The sequence below is a fragment of the Bifidobacterium sp. WK012_4_13 genome, assembly GCF_041080835.1.
In the GTDB taxonomy this organism is placed as follows: Bacteria; Actinomycetota; Actinomycetes; order Actinomycetales; family Bifidobacteriaceae; genus Bombiscardovia; species Bombiscardovia fermentum.
Genome location: NZ_CP129683.1, coordinates 627,669 through 646,205 on the forward strand (window position 1 = coordinate 627,669; position 18,537 = coordinate 646,205).

18 protein-coding genes are annotated in these 18,537 nt (G+C 56.9%); 1 reads left to right on the top strand and 17 read right to left on the bottom strand.

Annotation, left to right across the window (positions count from 1 at the left end):
* Positions 1–139: 139 nt before the first annotated feature.
* The 4 genes from QN062_RS02510 to QN062_RS02525 form a co-directional block, all read right to left on the bottom strand.
* Positions 140–1,003, bottom strand: a complete 864-nt coding sequence (locus QN062_RS02510) for a YwiC-like family protein (RefSeq protein WP_369342042.1) — start codon at positions 1,001–1,003, stop codon at positions 140–142.
* A 41-nt stretch (positions 1,004–1,044) separates the two neighbouring features.
* Entirely contained in the window at positions 1,045–2,373 is a 1,329-nt protein-coding gene (locus QN062_RS02515; RefSeq protein WP_369342043.1) for an MFS transporter, read from the bottom strand.
* Positions 2,374–2,616: 243 nt separating this feature from the next.
* Entirely contained in the window at positions 2,617–4,743 is a 2,127-nt protein-coding gene (gene der / locus QN062_RS02520) for a bifunctional cytidylate kinase/GTPase Der (protein ID WP_369342044.1), read from the bottom strand.
* Positions 4,740–5,513 (bottom strand): pseudouridine synthase, encoded by a 774-nt coding sequence (locus tag QN062_RS02525; RefSeq protein WP_369342045.1) that lies wholly within the window; start codon positions 5,511–5,513, stop codon positions 4,740–4,742. Before QN062_RS02525 ends, der begins: the two co-directional genes overlap by 4 nt.
* Before the next feature lie 141 nt (positions 5,514–5,654).
* Here QN062_RS02525 and QN062_RS02530 point away from each other — a divergent pair, with 141 nt between their 5' ends.
* Complete coding sequence (locus tag QN062_RS02530) at positions 5,655–6,722, top strand: MIP/aquaporin family protein (protein ID WP_369342046.1); 1,068 nt, start codon at positions 5,655–5,657, stop codon at positions 6,720–6,722.
* Here QN062_RS02530 and QN062_RS02535 read toward each other — a convergent pair.
* From QN062_RS02535 to QN062_RS02595, 13 genes are all read right to left on the bottom strand, one after another.
* Positions 6,639–6,923 (bottom strand): DUF3017 domain-containing protein, encoded by a 285-nt coding sequence (locus QN062_RS02535; protein WP_369342516.1) that lies wholly within the window; start codon positions 6,921–6,923, stop codon positions 6,639–6,641. The genes QN062_RS02530 and QN062_RS02535 overlap by 84 nt on opposite strands.
* A 181-nt stretch (positions 6,924–7,104) precedes the next feature.
* Entirely contained in the window at positions 7,105–7,278 is a 174-nt protein-coding gene (locus QN062_RS02540; RefSeq protein WP_369342047.1) for a hypothetical protein, read from the bottom strand.
* 262 nt (positions 7,279–7,540) lie between these two features.
* The gene (gene purH / locus QN062_RS02545) at positions 7,541–9,160 is read right to left on the bottom strand and encodes a bifunctional phosphoribosylaminoimidazolecarboxamide formyltransferase/IMP cyclohydrolase (protein WP_369342048.1); all 1,620 of its coding nucleotides are present in this window, start codon (positions 9,158–9,160) and stop codon (positions 7,541–7,543) included.
* Entirely contained in the window at positions 9,160–10,599 is a 1,440-nt protein-coding gene (locus tag QN062_RS02550; protein ID WP_369342049.1) for a DUF6350 family protein, read from the bottom strand. The genes purH and QN062_RS02550 overlap by 1 nt, the downstream gene beginning before the upstream one ends.
* On the bottom strand, positions 10,596–11,525 hold the full coding sequence (gene sucD, locus QN062_RS02555; RefSeq protein ID WP_369342050.1) for a succinate--CoA ligase subunit alpha: 930 nt from the start codon (positions 11,523–11,525) through the stop codon (positions 10,596–10,598). Before sucD ends, QN062_RS02550 begins: the two co-directional genes overlap by 4 nt.
* Positions 11,525–12,742 carry an ADP-forming succinate--CoA ligase subunit beta gene (gene sucC, locus QN062_RS02560; RefSeq protein WP_369342051.1) on the bottom strand — a complete coding sequence of 406 codons (1,218 nt, stop codon included), beginning with the start codon at positions 12,740–12,742 and terminating at the stop codon, positions 11,525–11,527. Before sucC ends, sucD begins: the two co-directional genes overlap by 1 nt.
* An 18-nt stretch (positions 12,743–12,760) precedes the next feature.
* Positions 12,761–13,342, bottom strand: coding sequence for an adenine phosphoribosyltransferase (locus QN062_RS02565; RefSeq protein ID WP_369342052.1), 582 nt, complete (start codon positions 13,340–13,342; stop codon positions 12,761–12,763).
* Positions 13,343–13,374: 32 nt separating this feature from the next.
* Entirely contained in the window at positions 13,375–13,857 is a 483-nt protein-coding gene (yajC, locus tag QN062_RS02570) for a preprotein translocase subunit YajC (protein ID WP_369342053.1), read from the bottom strand.
* A 70-nt stretch (positions 13,858–13,927) separates the two neighbouring features.
* Positions 13,928–14,998 carry a Holliday junction branch migration DNA helicase RuvB gene (gene ruvB, locus QN062_RS02575; protein WP_369342517.1) on the bottom strand — a complete coding sequence of 357 codons (1,071 nt, stop codon included), beginning with the start codon at positions 14,996–14,998 and terminating at the stop codon, positions 13,928–13,930.
* Positions 14,999–15,086: 88 nt separating this feature from the next.
* Positions 15,087–15,698 carry a Holliday junction branch migration protein RuvA gene (gene ruvA / locus QN062_RS02580; RefSeq protein ID WP_369342054.1) on the bottom strand — a complete coding sequence of 204 codons (612 nt, stop codon included), beginning with the start codon at positions 15,696–15,698 and terminating at the stop codon, positions 15,087–15,089.
* A gap of 148 nt (positions 15,699–15,846) precedes the next feature.
* On the bottom strand, positions 15,847–16,428 hold the full coding sequence (gene ruvC / locus QN062_RS02585) for a crossover junction endodeoxyribonuclease RuvC (protein ID WP_369342055.1): 582 nt from the start codon (positions 16,426–16,428) through the stop codon (positions 15,847–15,849).
* A 6-nt stretch (positions 16,429–16,434) separates the two neighbouring features.
* Positions 16,435–17,190, bottom strand: coding sequence for a YebC/PmpR family DNA-binding transcriptional regulator (locus tag QN062_RS02590; RefSeq protein WP_369342056.1), 756 nt, complete (start codon positions 17,188–17,190; stop codon positions 16,435–16,437).
* A gap of 95 nt (positions 17,191–17,285) precedes the next feature.
* Positions 17,286–18,491, bottom strand: coding sequence for a glycosyltransferase family 4 protein (locus QN062_RS02595; RefSeq protein ID WP_369342057.1), 1,206 nt, complete (start codon positions 18,489–18,491; stop codon positions 17,286–17,288).
* Positions 18,492–18,537 lie beyond the last annotated feature (46 nt).

The following is an 18,537-nucleotide window of genomic DNA, read 5'->3' on the forward strand; positions in this document are numbered from 1 at the left end:
AGATTTTCTGTGGGCAAGGCGTTTCACTGCGGAACATTGCATCTTCACCTGCTGGGAAAACACAGGGTATGCCCAATCGAGTCTCGCAGATCTGAGCGAAAGAATTCAACCATCCACTCAAAGACATACGACACGCATCTCATCTGAAAGTCAGAACGAGGCTCACGCATGTGAGAAGCGTGCATGCCATCTCTATCATGCCGACCGTCTTCACTCTGAGCCTGACCGGGACGTTGGGCATGACCGCAGCCCGTGCAAGGAGCAGCATCGCGGTGAATTCCAGAAGTGCATAGCGCAGTGAGAGCAGCACCATAAGCACATGCCAGATCAACGAGACACGTTTCATCACGGTGCGCCGTCTGCGGCGCAGCATCGTGCGCACATGCAGTATCGCTCCAAGCTCCTGCAGCAGCCATGCCATGCCGAACACCAAGACAGACGGAGACGTCGGCAACGCAAGGGAGTCCAGGGAGGCACTGACATCGCTCGCACCCGGGACGGCCTGCATCGGGGGATTCGAAATGGTGGCGATGAGCACAGCCATCGAAGATGCGGCGATGACGGCTACGACCTCCGCCCCGAAGGACATGGTCTGGCGTCTCCACGCGCATCCGGCGTAGACGAGCATCAGAACGGCGAACGCAGGCGTCCAAAGCAGCACTCCTGGCGCTGCAATGACCAGCATGGCTCCAAGAATCGCTGTAAGCGCGCCCCAGAAGCAGCTCGCTGGCAGGAACTGCCTGCGAAAATGTCGTGAAAGCCACTGAGCTCCTGCGAAGATGAAGCTGTACCCACTCGCCCAGGTAACGCATGCCAGCAGTCGAAGCGGGGTGAAGCCGAATATCACAAGCGCGCTCAGTGGCGGAGCCAGTGCGAGCGACCATGCACCGGGCTGATTGGAAAGCCAAGCATCAGCGAACACGCGTCTGCGCAAGGGACGTGCTCTGAGCCTTGTTTCCCGCGAAGCGTTCGATGCTTCGTAATGCGTTCTTTCGATTGGCATGTGTGAATCCTAACGTATTCACAGAAGCTTACTCCCGCCGTTCACCCTGCGACAGATACCGTTCGTCGCGCCTCGCCATGCCTGATAAAGGGCATACAGCTCAATGCCATCATGAAGAACACTGCGGCATAAAGGAATATCCAGCGGTATTCCCCCGTCCATTCCTCGATTGCGCCGAAGAGCACCGGGCTTATCACAGCGCCTGCCGAGGTGGCGAGATAGTAGTATGCGGTCATGGTTCCGGTATGTTCCGCCCCTCCGAGCTCGGCGATCCATGGCAGCGCATTCACGAAGACCAAGGTCAGCACGATCCCGAAAAGCAGGGCGGCAGGAATTATCAATTCGCGGCTGCCGATCCATGGCATCGGCAGAAACGCGATGACCGCGATTCCCAGGCCGACGCTCATCGTCGCCTTACGGCCGATATGCATCGCGATGATGCCGGCAAACACGGCGAATACTATCGAGCCGGCGGCATAGAACGCGAGCGCGCTCGTTGCCGAAGACGCTCGAATATGCAAGTCATGGGTCGCATACAGTGTGAAGTACGTTTCCAAGGAGTTGATGCCTATGGTATAGAGGAAGATCACCAGCATGATCAGTACGAAGCTTCGTCTCTCGTCTGACTTGAGATGCAGCCGGGGAACGATCGCTTCCTTGAACCGCTTCCAGGGCCGGACTCTCGGCACATCCTGGCAGCTTCCACGACGGAACTCCGCAGGCTCCTTCACCATCGTGACCAATGCGACGATCGCGATGGCTATGATGACCGCACCCGCTGCGAATGCAGCTGCCATGCCACATCGCTTGAGCAGCAGGCTTGCGCCCACAAGAGCCGTCACCGCACCGATCGAGCCCATCAGATTGATGATGCCATTCGCCTTGCTGCGCTGTGCGGACGGTGTCACATCCGGCATGAGTGCAACGACAGGGGCCCTCCACATGGCCATCAGCACCGCATATACGACGACTGAAAGCACCGTTATCGCAACGCCTTGCGAGATCCCCACGACGAACAGAGCGACCGCGCATATCGGTGCTATGAACATCGCGAATGGCAGCCTTCTCCCCCATCGTGTGCGAACGGAATCGGAGAGAATGCCGAACAGGGGCTGGATGGTAAGCGCACAGACGTTATCGATGCCCATGATCAGCCCAACGACCATGGTCGGCAGGGCAAGGTCCTTGAGCTTCAGAGGAACGTATGCGTTGTATATCGCCCAAGCCGCTGAAATGGCGAACATGCCGAATCCAATGGCAAAGACTCTGCCGAAGTCAAGACCTCGAACGGATTGTCTGCCCGATGGCAGCGCAGAGGTGCCTGATCTTTCCCCAAGAGTTCCAGCGAGCACCGAATTCTCTGCAGTCATGCCTCAATGGTGCTTCGGTCACGAAGACAAGGCGCATATTTGCCGCGACGTGAGCGTGAATTCCAGATGAATTCCAGGAATTTCGGACAATGAAGAACCTGCATGCAAGTTTTTGGCACTTGTCGAAGTATGCATCGGGTTTTTTGGCGTTCCTGCAACGCAGAAAGGCCCCAAATCGACTGTATATACTTCGGCAAGTGCCAAAAACTCATGAACTCGTCAGAGGAAGGCCATGATTCGATCCTATTTTCGATGCTTTTCACGAATGTTGACGGAAATCTGCATCGGCGAACCTTCGAAGCCGAACTCCTCCCGCAGACAGCGCTCGATATAGCGACGGTAGCCATGCTCGAGGAACCCTGTCGCGAATATCACGAATCGCGGAGGCCTCGTCGATGCCTGTGTCGCGAAAAGCACTCTTGGCTGCTTGCCGCCACGCAGAGGGTGTGGGTGGGCTGCCTGAATCTTGCCGAGGAATGCATTCAGCTTGCCTGTTGGGATGCGCTTGTCCCATGATTCCAAGGCTGTGTTCATAGCAGAGGTCAGGCGATTGGTGTGCCATCCGGTCAACGCGGAAAGATTCACTCTCTGAGCCCATGTGACGCGTTCGAATTCCGTCTCCCACAATCGTTCAAGACGCTTGCGTCCGAATTCATCAAGCAGGTCCCACTTGTTGAATACCAGGACGATTGCCCGTCCAGCATCGACCGCCTGGCTCATTATCTTCAAGTCCTGGTCTGAAATCGGCTGGGAAACATCGAAGAGCACAAGAGCCAGTTCGCTTCGTTCGAGCGCAGCCTGCGTGCGAAGGCTCGAATAGTAGTCCGCTCCGGAGACCCTGTGCATGCGACGCTTGATACCCGCTGTATCGATGAAAAGCCAGTCTTCGTCGTTGATGTTGACGACCTCGTCGATTGGATCGCGCGTGGTGCCTGCCAGGTCATTCACCACCGCCCGCTCTTCCTGAGCCAGCTGGTTCAGAAGCGAGGACTTCCCGACGTTAGGACGTCCGACCAGTGCAATCCGTCGCAGGTGGGTTGGTGTGAGCAGACCCGAAGTATGCTTCGTCTTCGCGAGGGTATCCATGGCGATGTCAAGAAGCTCACCTATGCCACGGCCATGCATCGCGGAGATCGGGTATGGCTCCCCCATGCCCAGTTTCCAGAACTCCGCAGCCATATATTCGGCGTCAGCGCCATCAACCTTGTTCACCGCGAGCACGATGGGCTTTCCCGATGCACGAAGCATGGCGACCATGCGTTCATCGCTCGCTGTCATGCCCACCTGGCCGTCAACTACCAGAACGACTGCGTCCGAAAGTCCGACAGCGATCTCCGCCTGAGAGGCGACCGCTGAATCGATGCCTTCGACACCAGCCTCCCAGCCACCGGTATCCACTATCTTGAAGTTGGTTCCGGCCCATTCGGCATCGTAGCTCACCCGGTCGCGCGTGACCCCCGGGGTGTCTTCGACGACGGCGACTCGACGACCAAGGATGCGATTCACCAAGGTGGATTTGCCGACGTTGGGCCGACCCACGATCGCGAGGACGCCGACCTGCTGCCTGGGCCGATCCTCCACATCCTGCGCGGGACCTGACGATGCGATAAGGTCGCGATCCTGGTCCTCTAGGTCATATCCCTCAAGGTTCGCGGCATAGTCCTCGTAGGAGCGAAGCTCTTCGGCATCCTCTACCAGCCCGATCAGGACATCGAGAGTCTGCTTGAAGTCCATATCGGAGTTGTCTACCGTAGTGACGCCGTCGGATGCCTTCAGGAAGCTCGTCACCTTCGAATCCGCCCTGTCGCGAGCGGCGACGTCATCCGTGCCGATGCCCTGGACCGACTGACCGAGTCTGCGCGCCTCACGCACTTCCTCACGAGCCGTCAGCAGCACACGAACCTCTGCATCAGGGGCGACCACTGTGGTGATGTCGCGGCCTTCGGCGACGATTCCTGCTCCGTGCGAATATGAGCTCTCGTCGTTCTCTGCGGCGATGTATGCCTTCTGAGCTGCTATCAGGACATGCCGAACCGGAATGATGCTCGACACCGTCGAGACATGAGACGACACCTCAGAGGAACGGATGTCCTCGGAAATATCCTGCCCATCGACCGTGATTCCGGCTCTATCCGGATCCAGGTCAATGTCGATATGTCCCTGAGCGAACAGATCGGCGACCGTCTCGGTAATCTGACGCTCATCGGCTTCGGAGCCATCCAGATCCAATCCCTGCTTCATGCACCACCACGCGCTGGCACGATACATCGCACCCGTATCGAGATACGCGAAACCGAAATGCCTGGCCAGCGCCTTCGACGTGGATGACTTGCCAACCCCCGCGGGTCCATCGATTGCAACGCGAATCATAGCTCAACCGCCTTTTCGAGTGATTTCAGCTCGACCTGTGACATGATGCGGAATGAGCCAGGCTTGACATCGCCAAGCTTGATGGGTCCAATCTGCACGCGGACGAGACGCCTGACAGGGAATCCTATGGCTCCGAAGGCCCTTCTGACTATACGGTTCCTACCGGAGTGCAGAATGACCTTGACGATCGTATGCTCACGATTCTGGTCGATTATCGCGCAATGGTCGAAGGAAATGACGCCATCCTTGAGACGAACGCCCTGGGTGACGAGACGGCGGCAGACGTTTCCTCCGATCTTTCCTTCGATCGTGGCGATATATGTCTTCTTGACCTGATACTTGGGATGCATCACGTGCTGCGCAAGCTCGCCGTCATCGGTCATCAGAATCAGGCCCTCTGAATCGTAGTCAAGCCTTCCCATGTGGAATACGCGCTCATATTTGTCGCCGATGATGTCCCGCAGGGTGAAGCGCCCCTTGGGATCGTCCATCGTCGACAGCACCTTCTTCGGCTTGTTCAGAATCAGGGTGATATGTCTATCGTTCACATGGATTCTCGAACCATCGACGCGAATCTGCTGATGTTTCGGATCCACACGTGAACCAAGCTCAGTAACCAGTTCCCCATCGACTTCGACCCGGCCCTCGGTTATGATCTGTTCACATTTCCGTCGTGAACCAAATCCTGCTTGGGCCAGAATCTTCTGCAGACGAATTCCATCTTCGTTTTGATCGTTTGCCTTGTAGGCATGTTCATAAGAGTGAGGCATCGTTCTCCCAACGTGGCCGCTCGGTGATGCTCGACGAGCATCCGTTGACTTATCCACAATACCGATAGAGCGGTACAAGCAGATACTGCTATCATGACAAGCGTCCCTTTCTATGATTTCATAATGATTTAAGGAAATGTAATGTCAGAAAACCTCGATCAGGTTTATTCCACAAGCACTCCTTCGCAAAAGCCCCATATCGGCGTTCGAGTCGGTGCCGAACTCGTTGGCACGTATTTCGTATGCGTCATGCTCTTTGTCGTCGGAACGCTCGGTCAAGTGCTGTATGGTGCGAACACGCTGCTCATCGCCGTTTCCACCGCTGCCTCATATGGCATCGTGAGCGCAATACTAGGCAAGCTGTCAGGAGCTCATTACAACCCTGCGGTAACCGTCGCGGCACTTTTCACGGCGAAGATCTCTTGGCTGGACGCACTGCTTTACATCGTCGCTCAGGTCGTTGGTGCAATCGCTGCCGCAGCTACGGTCGTGGGCATACTGCCTTCGTCAAGCTCGATTCCCGACAAGACCTGGCTCACCTATGTAGTGAACGGATTCGACAAGGGCTCGACGTCCAACAGCATCCTTGCCCAGACTGAAATCACCTTCAACATCACGATGGCGATCGTCGTCGAACTGATTGCCAGCATCGTCGTCATCGCTGCCGCCGTGAAGACACTTCGCTCCGACGGTGAAGCGGAGAAAAACCACTCGCTGATCATGGCAGTCGCGTACGGCATCGGCGCTGCAGTGACATTCCCCATCACAGGTGCAAGCATGAATCCTGCACGCTCGACAGGCATCGCGCTCATCGCACAGAACAAGGGTCTGGATCAATACCCGCTTCAGCAGCTTTGGATCTTCTGGGTATGCCCTCTTCTCGCTGCGGCCATCGTGTCCCTTGTCATCATCTTGCTCAACATGCTGAAGGCTGCACAGACAAGCAAGGCACTAGCTGACGAGATCGCGGCCGATGAACAGGCCGGATTCGAGGATTCCGAAGGCGTGGACCCCTCTGCCGAAGACTTCCAGCAAGATGGTCAGGTCGAGGATGCCACGTATCAGGGCTCCGACGACGCAGACGGCGACAATGCCGATGCGGCCGAGGAGGACGGTTCCTTCGGTTCAGAGAAGGAGCCAGACGCTGAAGAAGGTGGAGAGAAGCCCGATTCCCCAGCAGATACTGATGAAGGCGTCAAATCCAACTGAACGTACCTTCCAAGGGCTTCGCTGACGTAGGATGATACGCAGCAGGCCAAGGACGATGGCCGCAACCGATATTATTATCGTTGCGGCCATTTGATGCCTCAGCACCGCAAGCAGCGTGCAGCATGCGACTACGCCAAGCACGATCCATTCGAAGGCAGGCGAACCTTCATGGCTTTCGGAGACGAAGGGGTGCCTGCGCATTTGGATTTTTCCGCTTTCCTCTAGGGGCTCGGTGCGGTGGGTCTCGGTATGACTGTGTGGTTCATAAGCACTCATTACATCTCATTTCGTTCATCTTTTTCGTTCATCATTTTCATTCACATTTGCTGCAATGCAGCAGCCTGCGACGACCTGCAACGGCACCGCAGTGCATTGCGGCGGCTTATGCCTCTGCCTCGGTCTCCACAATCGTCTCCACAATCGTCTCCTTAACCATCTCCGCCACCATCTCCACGATCATCTCCACCATGGCCACTACCATGCCCTCTACCTTGAAGCTTACCTGCACGCTTGCATTCGCTCCAGCTGACGAGCTTGCAAGTTTTTGGCACTTCATCAAGTATCGAGAGCCTTTTCCCTTGAATTCCCCACCATGGAAAAGCCAAAAATCAGAGTTTGTACTTGAGGAAGTGCCAAAAACTTGCAAGCTCGTCCGAAAACTGCAATATGAATGGCGCGAAACGGCCCGAAATGCCCTGCTTTGTGCGAATATGAGCGAAAGCGTTCACCAATGCACGCAGATATGCAATCGACCCGATTCTCCCAGTCTGAGAATCGGGTCGAAGCGGTTGAAGGAAGCTATCCGGAGTGTGTCGACTTCAGTGGAAGAAATGACGGGTTCCGGTCACATACATCGTGACGCCCGCCTTGTGCGCCGCCTCGAAGACAGCCTCATCTCGAATCGAGCCACCCGGCTGGACCACGGCCTTCACGCCTGCATTCGCAAGAATCTCAAAGCCATCCGGGAACGGGAAGAATGCGTCTGAGGCCGCTACCGCTCCCATGGTGCGATTGGCACCATCCGCCAAGGTGTTCGCCCTGGTGACTGCCAGCTGACTTGAGTCCACTCGATTGACCTGCCCCATGCCGATGCCGACCGTCGCCTGATCTCGAGCGATGAGAATCGCATTCGACTTCACCGAACGGATCGCCCTCCATGCAAACTTCAGATCGCGCATCGTCGTCTCATCAGCCTGGCTTCCTGCCACGAGCTTCCATGACTGCGCACCGTCGCCAGGAGCGTCGATCAGGTCCTTGCCCTGCACGAGCATGCCACCGTCTATCTGACGGAGCTGATGCTGGTCCCTCGGCGGATTGGCGACCTTGAGAATGCGAAGGTTCTTTTTGGTCTGCAACAATGCCAATGCATCATCGTCATAGTCCGGAGCTACGATCACCTCCGTGAAGATGGGCTTGATCTGTTGAGCCATCTCAAGCGAAACCGTCGTATTGGCCGCGATGACGCCACCATACGCGCTCATCGGATCGCATGCATGGGCCTTGCGATGAGCCTCTGCCACGGTTTTTCCGATGGCCAGACCGCATGGATTTGAATGCTTGTCAACGGCGACGGCGATGCTGGGCACGAAATCCCAGACACTGCGCCATGCGGAGTCAGCATCCACATAGTTGTTGTAGCTCATTGGCTTTCCGCCAAGCTGCTCGGCATGCGCGAAGCCGGTCTGATTCAGTGGATCCACATAGAGGGCCGCCTGCTGGTGTGGATTCTCGCCATATCTGAGCGTATGGGCAAGATCCCATGTCCTCGAAAGCGTTGTGGAGAACGCGGGCGACGCGGTATCTGCGCCTGATTCCTTCTGACTCACCGTCTCAGGCTCCGACCAGCGCGAAGAGGTCCATTCGGCAATGGTCGCATCGTATGCGGAGGTCTGAGCGAATGCCTTCGCTGCCAGCCATCGGCGTTCCTCAAGGCTGAAGCCCTTGCCGTTGAGCACTCGATCAGCGGCCAGCGCGTAGTCGGCAGGATCGGTGATCACTGCCACAGAGGCATGGTTCTTTGCGGCGCCGCGAATCATGGACGGTCCGCCGATATCGATCTTCTCGATTACCTGTGCGTCGTCCGCGCCGGAACGCACGGTATCGGCAAAGGGATACAGATTGACGACGACAAGGTCGAAGGGCTTGATTCCAAGCTCCGACAGCTGACTGCGATGTTCCGGATTCGTCATGTCGGCCAGGATGCCTGAATGGATATGAGGATCCAAGGTCTTCACCCGCCCATCGAGGCTCTCGGGGAATCCCGTCACCTGTTCGACCGGAATGACATCGACACCGAGCTCCTCGAGCCTCTTCGCCGTCGAACCGGTGGAGACGACCTCGGTTCCTGCATCCTTGAAGGACCGGGCAAGCACCTCGATGCCTTCCTTATGAAAGATTGAGACCAAAGCTCGGTGAATCGGACGATAACTATCTGGCATTATGAATCCTCCTTGGCATTGGCATCAGCCTTCGAATCGCTGCTACCCAAATTTTCTGCGTGTACAAGAACCGTCGTGGATGTCTCCGTGCTGCCAAAGTCCTTGCTACTGATGACTCTGGAACTCTCCCCGGCCGATCCGGAGACAGTATCAGTCTCATGCAGACTTTCGACATCGCCATCCTTCGCTTCCTCAGCCCGGCGATGTATGTTCGCCACCACGACATGCAATCCCACCTTGAACGCGATGATGACGGCCACCAGCACCCAGGCGAGGGTGAATCCCAGGAATGTGGGCTGAGCGACGCTGCGAATCGCCTCCTGAGTGCTCACTCCGACATGCGCCAGACGACTCTTGCCGAGCGGACCATTGCTGACGCCGTATAGGCAAAGGAAGCTCACGACGAGGAGGCTCGCGGTGATGCACAGGGCGCCTATGGGATAGGCCAGTCTGATGATCGTCTGCTTGTTGCTGATTTCATCGGCCTTGCATGTGATGATCTTCCAGGCATCGCAGCTTCGTGGATGCACTATCACCAGCAGCGCTGCGATGAAGCCGACGACCAGTGGAATCGTCAGCACAATCGTGCGTATGACGTCATTGCTGACCTGATCCGGCAGCAGACCGAACACGGGAATGGGGGGCAGATCCGTCGACTTGCCCAGCCACATGCTGAAGTAGCCGGCATCACCGATCTGGAAATTGGAACCGGTAAGCCAGGCCAAGGCCCACATGAGTAGATTGGGCAGCCACATGAGGCAGGCGATGGTCGTCAGGATGCGTGAGCCCATGCCCATGTTGAGAAGCGTGAACAGACGCGCCATTCCTTGGTGATTGACCACTGCCCAATACACGCATGTGCAGAGCGAGATGACAAGAAAGACCGCACTTATCAGAAGCCAGGTGATCATTCCCATGCGAACGATCAGGCGTATCTGACTGGATACGCGGCTCTGATAGAGCGACTTGAGCGCCTTGATTTCCCTCCAATCCGCGATTCCGGAAAGAAGGTATCCCAGAGAGAAGACCAGCGAGGAACGGACGAGATGAGAAGCCAGCGACCCGCTCAGGTTCACGGAAGCGTTCTGTATGAACAGCAGATTCAGAATCATCCATGTGACGAGTCCCGCGACATAGCCCAGCAACGAAGTGCCCAGACGCTGGGCAAGCTGTCGGATCAAGGCGATCAGCAGCCCCGTCAGCAGCAGTGGCGTGATGCCCAGCGTGAAGCTTCCCGAACTGAATCCGATGCCCTGGGAGAGCAGGACCACGGCCCCGGTGAGGGAAACGGTGCTGTCGGAAAGGTTGGCTCCCCCCTCCTCCATCGAGATGACGAGGAGGGTCAGAGAGATGAAAGACACAATGGCAACGGCGTATATGGCCATTGCTGCCAAGGCAATGCCCGCTCCCCGCGACCACATGTGAATCTGTCTGGTCATATGAGCTTCTGTGTCTTCAGAACCCCGCGCATGATATTCGCCGTTTCACCAGGAGTGCGGCCAACCTGAATGCCCACGCCTTCCAATGTCTCCTTCTTCGCCTGCGCTGTGCCCTTGTGCCCAGACACGATCGCACCCGCATGGCCCATCTGTCTGCCTTCCGGCGCGGTGAATCCTGCGACATAGGCGACGATGGGCTTGCTCATATGCTCATGAGCCCAGAGGGCGGCCTGCTGTTCAGCGTCTCCGCCTATTTCACCGATGAGCACGCAGGCCTTGGTGCGTGAATCGTCGTTGAAGGCCTGCAAAGCCTCAAGCAGTGTGGTGCCTACGATGGGGTCTCCACCGATGCCGATGCAGGCGGTGAAGCCGATGTCCGAGAGCTCTCCCATAAGCTGATAGGTCAGCGTGCCCGACTTCGAAATCAGGCCCAGGGGGCCTGAGCCCACGATGCCGTCCGGAATTATTCCAAGATTGGTGCCCTTCGCATCCGAATCATCCGGATCTGGCAGGGTCATCAGTCCAGGACAATTCGGTCCGATGATGCGAGCACCGCGCTCTGCAGCCTTTGCAACGCAATAGGCGGTATCGAACACCGGAATGCCCTCGGTGATCACCACGATAAGCTCGATGCCGGCATCGATTGCCTCGAGCATGGCATTTTTCGCAAATCTCGGGGGGACGAAGATGACGCTGACCGAAGCGCCGGTCGCCGCTCTCGCCGCTGCGCAGTCAGCGAAGACAGGAATGTCGGTGGCTGAACCGTTGCCATCGTCGAAGCTAACCGAGCTTCCGGCCTTGCGTGGATTCACGCCGGCGACGATACGCGTACCCGCCCTGAGCATTCTCTCGGTATGGGTCATGCCCTGATGCCCTGTCATGCCTTGGACCATGACGGAAGCCCCATTTTCAACGAAGAGTGACATCACAGACCTTCCCTTCCCGCGATGGGAACCTTGGTGGTTTGCTGAGCAGCGAGGCTTGCGGCCACATGAGCCGCCTCTTCCATGGTCTTCGCCACATGAACCCTGGGATTGCCGGAATTCTCGAGTATCCTCAGACCTTCTGCAGCCTGGTTGCCATCGAAGCGAACGACGACCGGCTTGGGAGAGACGATCTCATCCAAGGCCAGGATGATTCCCTGCGCGACCTGCTCGCAGGAGGTGATGCCTCCATACACATTCACGAGGACCGAAACGACCTGCGGATCGGAGAGCACGATCGACAGGCTCTTGTTCATCACCTCCGCAGACGCACCACCACCGATATCAAGGAAGTTCGCGGGCTTGACACCCGATTTCTGCTCCTCGCCAGCTCCTGAGACCGCATCGAGCGAACTCATTACCAGACCTGCGCCGTTGCCGATGACGCCTACCTCGCCGTGCAGGTGGACATAGTGCAATCCATGTTCCCGCGCCTGCTGTTCGAAGGGATCCACCCTGATCGGATCGCTGAACCGCTTCCATCCATCGTGTCGGAACGCGGCGTTGTCGTCCAGGGATATCTTCGCATCCAAGGCGCTCAACGACTTTGAGGACTCGTCCTCGGGATCGCCGATCTTCGCCAAGGGGTTGATTTCCACAAGTGTGGCATCGTTCTTGGTGAATACGCGCCACATCTTCAGCAGAATTTCGGCAGCCTGGTCGACATCGGCGTGATAGAAGCCAATGGCCTTGGCCATGTCGGTGGCCGCTTCGATGTCAAAGTCCTCAAGCGGACTGATATGCAGACGCTTGACTGCCTCTGGATGGCTCTTTGCGATTTCCTCGACCTCGGTGCCGCCATGGGCAGTGGCCAACACATCGAAGTCGCGAGAGTCCCTGTCGAGTGAAATGGAGACGTAGTATTCATGAATGATGTTCTTGGCCTCTGCGACAAGAACGCCGCTACACTTATGCCCATGAATGCTCATCGGCAGGATCTGCTCGGAAGTAAGAATCGCACTGTCCAGGTCCTTGGCCATTCTGATGCCGCCGGCCTGACCACGATGGCCGATCTTTACCTGGCCCTTGACCATGCAAGGGTAGCCGATCGTCTGAGCTGCCTGGGCAACCTCATGAGAGTTCTGAGCGAATATGGCCTTTGGAAGCGCAATCCCCTCTTCTTGCAGCAGCTCTCGTGCCTGATATTCGTATAAATCCATGAAAATCCTCCGGTGAAGTTATGCAGGCATCATCATCAAGGAGCTGACAGCATCCAAACCAAGTGCCTCACGGCCATGAAGGCCATCCAGCTCCATAACAAAACTACACCCAACCACTATTCCTCCGGCCTGTTCGATCAGACGGCGGGCAGCGAGGGCGGAACCGCCAGTCGCAATCAGATCGTCGACAAGAAGTATGCGCTCACCCGGATGAATCGCATTGCGCTCGATTTCAATGCTTGCCGAACCATATTCCAGGGAATAATCCTCTGCATAGGTGTCAGGAGGCAGCTTGCCTGCCTTTCGCACCGCCACGAAGCCTTTCCCGGTGAGCTCCGCCATCGGAGGACCGATGAGGAATCCCCTCGCCTCCAATCCTGCAATGGTATCGAACTCGTCCAGATTCACTGGGATTGCCTTGACGAGCGCCTCATTGAGCAGATGGTTGGCCTTCGAATCCGAGAGCACCGGCATGAAATCTCGGAATAGAATGCCCTGCTTGGGGAAATCGGGAATGGACCGAATGAGCGAAACGACATATTGCGCGTTTGCCTCACCCACCGTATTGAGCTTTGCGATGGTGATGTCTGAGTTAGACATAGACTGCTTCCTCGCGGTTACACGCGTATGTTTCAGTTATTGCTTGACGTTGATTCGGTGGATTGGTCATAGCCGGCGGTCGTGGTAGGTGCTGTAGGCACGCTGTCAGCGGCATCGCCGTCGATCGGAACCTGGGTGTCATCTACGACCGTGGTGTCGATCGAAGCCTGGGACGCCTCCGTGTCTGCAGATGTCGCCTCGACTGCAGGCAGAGGATTGCCATTGTCATCGACTTCATCGTCATGGACATATGCGGGAACCACGGGAGGCTCGGTGATGGCCTGAAGCCTCCACTTCGAAAGTGTTCCTTCGGAATCGATCACGGCCTGTTCCTTTTCAAGATCGACCGAAACGATCGTGCCAAGAAGACCGGAATATGTGGCAACTTCCTTGCCTGGCTGCAGTGAGTCGCGGAAATCCTTCACCTTGCTCTGCTGCTGCTTGGCCTTACGCGACTGCCACCACATCATTCCTCCCATGAGGACGACGAGGATAATGAGGAAAGAATACTGCATTGTGCCACTCCTTAAGTGTTTGTGTGTGAGCTTGGAGGTCAGCGCATCCAATACATCCAAATCAATGATATTAGAACAACTCTCTGACATTCTTGGTGGGTTCGAGACCGAGATGACGCCATGCCTTATCCGTTGCGACTCGGCCTTTTGGAGTCCTCATCATGAAACCCTCCCTGACCAGATACGGTTCGCAGACGGTCTCAACGGTCTCAGACTCCTCCCCAACCATAGCAGCAAGATTATTCAAGCCGACTGGCCCACCATTGAAGCTGGTGACAATGGCCTTCAGCACGGCGATGTCCAGTCTGTCCAAACCCTCGGAATCGATTTGGTACAGAGCAAGAGCGGCCTTCACATCCTTGGCGTTCGCCTGACCGAGATCATGCACGATTGCCCAGTCCCTCACCCGCCGAAGCAGCCTGTTCGCAATTCGTGGCGTTCCTCGAGAACGGAGAGAGAGTTCCTTCGCGGCCCCTTCGCCCAGAGCCAGTCCAAGCACGCCGGCCGAGCGTCGAACGAGTTTCTCAAGCTCGTCGTGAGGATAGAAATCAAGGTGCGCGGTAAATCCGAACCGTGCCCGAAGCGGCGAAGGAAGCATCCCCTCACGGGTCGTCGCTCCGATCACCGTGAAACGTGGGAGAGTCAATGGAATCGACGATGCTCCAGGACCCTTCCCGACCATCACATCGACTCGGAAATCCTCCATGGCGATGTATAGCAATTCCTCGGCAGCACGGGGCATGCGATGTATCTCGTCAATGAAGAGCACCTCCCCGGCCTCAAGCGAGCTCAATATCGAGGCCAGATCCCCGGCATGCTGTATGGCAGGACCGGAAGTGATGCGAATCGGCACATCAAGCTCCTTCGCGACTATCATCGCCAAGGTCGTCTTCCCCAGTCCCGGAGGGCCTGCCAACAGAATATGGTCAGGGGCGACATCGCGTTTCCTTGCGGCATTCAGGAAGAGTGCAAGCTGGGCCTTGAGCCTTGGCTGACCGATGAATCCCTCCAGTGTGGATGGACGTAATTCCTCATCGCTGAGGTTCTCATCGTCGATTGGAGTCGCCGAGACCACTTTGAGAGAGTCTTCGCTCGCGCCGGTGTTCGGATGAGCATCATCGGAAGGCGAATCCACCTGCATGACGCTGAAGTCCGTGTCTGCATCGGACTCAGCCCGCGCATCCTCTGGCGTTTGGGATGGTGATTTCCTTGGTGTCTTCTTCGTCATATCAGCGTCCTTTATCAAGGGATGTCAATGCCATTCTCAAGATATTGGGTATGTCATGCTCGGCAATCGGTTCGCTTATGTGCTGGCGCTCATAGACATCGCGAACTGCCTGGCGGGCTTCCTTCTCTTGCCAGCCCAGGGATATGAGCCCTTGAATGACCTGTCCGGTGCCCTCGTCATCGTCCCTTGCGGATTCCGATGATTCGTCGCTGGCGAGATCGACCTTTCCGGAAAGCTCGAGAATGACCTTCTGTGCGCCCTTTTTTCCTAGCCCGGGTGCGCGTGACAGCGCAGCAGCATCGCCATCTGCAATCGCCTTGACGAGCTGCTTGGGATTGAGAGTCGACAATATCGAAAGGGCGACTCTCGGACCTATGCCGCTCGCCTTCTGCAGCTGCAGGAACAGTTCCTTGGAACCAGACGCCAGGAAACCAAACAACGTGATGGCATCCTGGCTGACGTTCATCACGGTGTGGACGCTGCACGGCTGGTTCGCACGCAGAGTGGCAAGGTCGGACTTGGGCATCCGAAGTTCAAAGCCGACACCGTTGACGTCCAGCAGCATGGAATCCATCTCAACTGCCAATACATTGCCCCGTAACATGCCAATCATGAGGTCGGCTCCTTTCCACGACGAGGGATGTCCAGGATGCAGGCCGCACAGCTCCGTTTGGCATCTGGTCGGCTCTTCCGCACCGCAACCGGATCCTCTGATTGAATACGATCCGCAGCATAGAAAAATCGAACATCTGTTCGAAAGGTTACATGCCGCTGCGGACTCCCCTATGCTTTGCCGCCTTTTGCGTCGCTATCGCCCATTGCCGCTGGGCGGTCGTCAGATGCTGCTCACGCTCGCCACCCTGCAATGCGCCCTGGGGACGCAAGGCGTGGCATATGGCAATGGACAGGGCATCGGCTGCGTCGGCAGGGGTCGGCAAGGCATTCAGTCCCAACACGGCAGCCACCATTCGTTCGACCTGAGGCTTGTCGGCCTTCCCGTTGCCTGAGATGGCCAGCTTCGCCTCAGTGGGCGTATGCAGGGCGACAGGCACTCCTCGCTGGGCAGCAGCCAGCATGGCCAGCCCCGCGGCCTGCGCCGTGCCGAGCACCGTACTCCTATTCGACTGCGCGAATACACGTTCAATCGAAACGGCATCCGGCGTGAATCGATCCATCTTCTCCGTCAGACCGTTGAAAATGGACAACAGACGCAAATCCTGAGAGACATGGGGATCCGAGCGAATCACATCGACGTGAACGAAGGAAAGCCGGCGACCGATGCCGGCTTCGATGACGCCGACCCCGCACCGCGTCAGCCCGGGATCAACGCCGAAGATGATCACTGCTGACTACTCCTCGTCCAATGCCGCGAGAACCTCATCCGATGCGGTCCAGTTGCTATACACATTCTGGACATCGTCGAGGTCGTCCAAGGCATCGATCATTCGGAGGGCCTTGCGCGCGCCGTCCTCGTCAAGATCAATCTCGGTCTTGGGGTTCAGCACGAGATCCGCGGAATCGTAATCGATGTTCGCAGCCTGCAAGGCCTTGCGGACTGTGACCATGTCGCTTGGTTCGGTGATGACGGTGAAGCTGTCGCCATTGTCCGAGACGTCCTCGGCACCTGCATCCGCAGCGGTCTCGAACACGGTGTCGTAGGAAGTTCCCTCCCCGGAAACCTCGATCTGGCCCTTGCGCTCGAAGTTGAAGCTGACGGAACCGTTCTGGGCCAGCGACCCACCATTCTTGGTAAGGGTCGAGCGAACCTCGGCAGCGGCGCGATTCCTGTTATCCGTCAGACATTCGATGATGATGCCCACTCCCCCAGGAGCGTAGCCCTCATACACGATGTCCTCGTAGTTTGCGGCACCGGCCTCTTCACCCGATCCTCGCTTGACGGCTCTGGTGATGTTGTCCGCGGGAACTGACGACTTCTTTGCCTTGACGATTGCATCGTACAAAGTTGGATTGCCGTCAGGATCACCGCCACCTGTGCGTGCCGCTATTTCAATGTTCTTGATGAGCTTGGCGAAGAGCTTGCCTCTTTTGGCGTCGATGGCAGCCTTTTTGTGCTTCGTGGTCGCCCACTTGGAATGCCCTGACATATCGCTCCTGACGATTCGATGGTATAAACGTAACGATTCTAGACATTCTCAGCGACATTCAGCAAATGCCGAGAACCCCACAGCATCGGCCAGGGCTACTGTCCCGACAATGCTCCCGCATACACCTTCAGCACCTGATCGGCGACACTGGACCAATCGTAGTCGAACGCCGTGCATATCCCTTCGGTCGACAGCTCATGGGCTCGTTGGGAATCATCAAGGACACCGCGTATCGCATCGGCGCAATCCATATGGTCCCCCGTATGGAACAGCGATGCGGATCTTCCTTCCTTGGAAATGTCGACGAAGGCCTTCAGATCAGAGGCCACGACTGGACAGCCAGCGGCCATCGCCTCTGCGAGAACGATTCCGAAACTCTCCCCACCGATCTGAGGAGCGACATAGACACTCAGGCTTCTATAGAACCGGGACTTGTCATCATCGGATATCCTGCCAAGGAATTCGACGCGATCCCTCATTCCCGGCTCAATCGTCTCGATGATTTTCCGCCCCTCGGCCTCGCCATCGCCGGCGCAGAGGAAACGCGCGTTCGGATATTGCCTGGCAATGATGCTGCAGGCCTGGATGAAGACGCGGAAGCCCTTGCGCTCCTCTCCCATCCTTCCGAGGAATCCAATCGTGGGACTGTCCTTGTATCCAAGCCAGTCCGGATTGATCGATGCCGACGCGAAGTGGCTGACGTTGATTCCATTGGGAATCACGCTCATCGGTGTCGACGGTCGAAGATAGCGCCTCGCGGTTTCCAGAGCGGAGTCGCTCACGCAGATCGCCGCACGTACGTTCGCCAGGTATGAACGCAGATAGGACTGGCATATTCTCAATGCAAGCGGATACGTGTCGAATGCGGCATGGAAAGTCGCCACATAGGGACAGGGTTCGAAGCCCATCACCAATGGTTTATGGCTCAGACTTGGAACCTCGGGCTCGTGCAGATGCACGATGTCGAAGTGCCCCTGCCTCACCCACTTCCGGGTCAGCACGCCAGCCACGCCGAAATAGCTCAGATGCGCGATGGAGCCGTTATATGGGATGGAGAAGGAGCTGCCGGTCGTGTGAACCCATAGGGGCATGTCGGTGGTTCTCCTGCCAGGGGCAAGCACCTCGACTTCATGCCCTCGCGATATCAGCTCCTTCGCAAAGTCGCGTATGTGGAATTGGACTCCGCCCGGAGTCTCAAATGAATATGGTGAGATGATGCCGATGCGAAGCTTGCGCCCCTGCAACGGATCATTGTCGGCATCCTTGCCCAATGCGTCATTCCCAGTCTTCTCGCCGTGCATTCATTCCCCCTTCCGTGGCTTTCCCCGTATCACACGCCTATTCGAT

Excerpts from the sequence above, each read along its gene's own strand:
- QN062_RS02595 (WP_369342057.1), bottom strand. The coding sequence starts at position 18,491 with ATGCACGGCGAGAAGACTGGGAATGACGCATTGGGCAAGGATGCCGAC.
- QN062_RS02590 (WP_369342056.1), bottom strand. The coding sequence starts at position 17,190 with ATGTCAGGGCATTCCAAGTGGGCGACCACGAAGCACAAAAAGGCTGCC.
- yajC (WP_369342053.1), bottom strand. The coding sequence starts at position 13,857 with ATGCAGTATTCTTTCCTCATTATCCTCGTCGTCCTCATGGGAGGAATG.
- sucD (WP_369342050.1), bottom strand. The coding sequence starts at position 11,525 with ATGTCACTCTTCGTTGAAAATGGGGCTTCCGTCATGGTCCAAGGCATG.
- QN062_RS02510 (WP_369342042.1), bottom strand. The coding sequence starts at position 1,003 with ATGCCAATCGAAAGAACGCATTACGAAGCATCGAACGCTTCGCGGGAA.
- QN062_RS02525 (WP_369342045.1), bottom strand. The coding sequence starts at position 5,513 with ATGCCTCACTCTTATGAACATGCCTACAAGGCAAACGATCAAAACGAA.
- QN062_RS02540 (WP_369342047.1), bottom strand. The coding sequence starts at position 7,278 with ATGAAGTGCCAAAAACTTGCAAGCTCGTCAGCTGGAGCGAATGCAAGC.
- QN062_RS02515 (WP_369342043.1), bottom strand. The coding sequence starts at position 2,373 with ATGACTGCAGAGAATTCGGTGCTCGCTGGAACTCTTGGGGAAAGATCA.
- QN062_RS02550 (WP_369342049.1), bottom strand. The coding sequence starts at position 10,599 with ATGACCAGACAGATTCACATGTGGTCGCGGGGAGCGGGCATTGCCTTG.
- QN062_RS02535 (WP_369342516.1), bottom strand. The coding sequence starts at position 6,923 with ATGCGCAGGCACCCCTTCGTCTCCGAAAGCCATGAAGGTTCGCCTGCC.
- ruvB (WP_369342517.1), bottom strand. The coding sequence starts at position 14,998 with ATGCAGGTGGATTCGCCTTCCGATGATGCTCATCCGAACACCGGCGCG.
- der (WP_369342044.1), bottom strand. The coding sequence starts at position 4,743 with ATGATTCGCGTTGCAATCGATGGACCCGCGGGGGTTGGCAAGTCATCC.
- QN062_RS02565 (WP_369342052.1), bottom strand. The coding sequence starts at position 13,342 with ATGTCTAACTCAGACATCACCATCGCAAAGCTCAATACGGTGGGTGAG.
- ruvA (WP_369342054.1), bottom strand. The coding sequence starts at position 15,698 with ATGATTGGCATGTTACGGGGCAATGTATTGGCAGTTGAGATGGATTCC.
- sucC (WP_369342051.1), bottom strand. The coding sequence starts at position 12,742 with ATGGATTTATACGAATATCAGGCACGAGAGCTGCTGCAAGAAGAGGGG.
- purH (WP_369342048.1), bottom strand. The coding sequence starts at position 9,160 with ATGCCAGATAGTTATCGTCCGATTCACCGAGCTTTGGTCTCAATCTTT.
- QN062_RS02530 (WP_369342046.1), top strand. The coding sequence starts at position 5,655 with ATGTCAGAAAACCTCGATCAGGTTTATTCCACAAGCACTCCTTCGCAA.